Annotated in this window: 1 protein-coding gene; it reads right to left on the bottom strand. The window is 62.6% G+C overall.

What is annotated here, in order from left to right; genetic code table 11:
* The coding region (vgrG, locus tag OP494_RS17135; protein ID WP_280542789.1) for a type VI secretion system tip protein VgrG at nucleotides 1-660 on the bottom strand (660 nt) is incomplete at its 3' end.
* Nucleotides 661-755 lie beyond the last annotated feature (95 nt).

Raw genomic sequence — 755 nt, forward strand, 5'->3', positions numbered from 1 at the left:
GACCAGGCGATGGCCATCGAAGGCCTGACCATCGTTAGCGCGCGCCCCGTTACCGGACGCCGCCTTGCCGCTGTTTTCGTCGTCTTCGTCGTTGCCGTCATCGTTACCGGCATATTCGAAGTAGTACCACAGGCCTTCTTCTTCCAGCAGGCGGCTGACGAAGTTGAAATCGCTCTCGCGGTACTGCACGCAGTAGCTGCGGGTGGGATAGTCGCGGCGCAGGTCGAAGCGGTAGCGGCCCCTGGCCAGCTCATGCCCCTCGAATACGTCAGTGAGGACATCGACGACGCTGCGGTCCTGAAAGATGCGGCTGTCGCGGCCCAGCTCGAGCATCTTGAGCCACGGCACCAGCGTGAGCTGGTAGTAGGTGACGCCGCCATCCTCGCCCAGCAACGCGGCTTCGCTGACCAGCCCGTGCAACTGGCGATAGCGGCCATCGGCCTGCAAAATCGAAAGCCGGGCCGGCTGCGCCATCAACGTCTTGAGTTCGAGATCCCCCTGCTGGGAGATGCAGTCGAGGGTATAGCTGAATGGTTCGCTGACACGCTCCTCGCCCACCAGCCGATGCGGCAGCAGCGATGCCCCGGCGATCTCTAATGTCAGCAGCCGCTGCGACGGCGACAGATCGATATCGAAGGTGTCGGAGAGCGCCTCTAACATGGCATCGTCCCTGAATGTCATGCATGGCACGAACGCGCGCTCGAACGGCTGTCGCCTCCCACGCTAGCGCCACGCTTATGTGGTGGGAGCCTAAT

This window comes from Chromohalobacter sp. 11-W (assembly GCF_029889905.1).
Classification (GTDB): domain Bacteria; phylum Pseudomonadota; class Gammaproteobacteria; order Pseudomonadales; family Halomonadaceae; genus Chromohalobacter.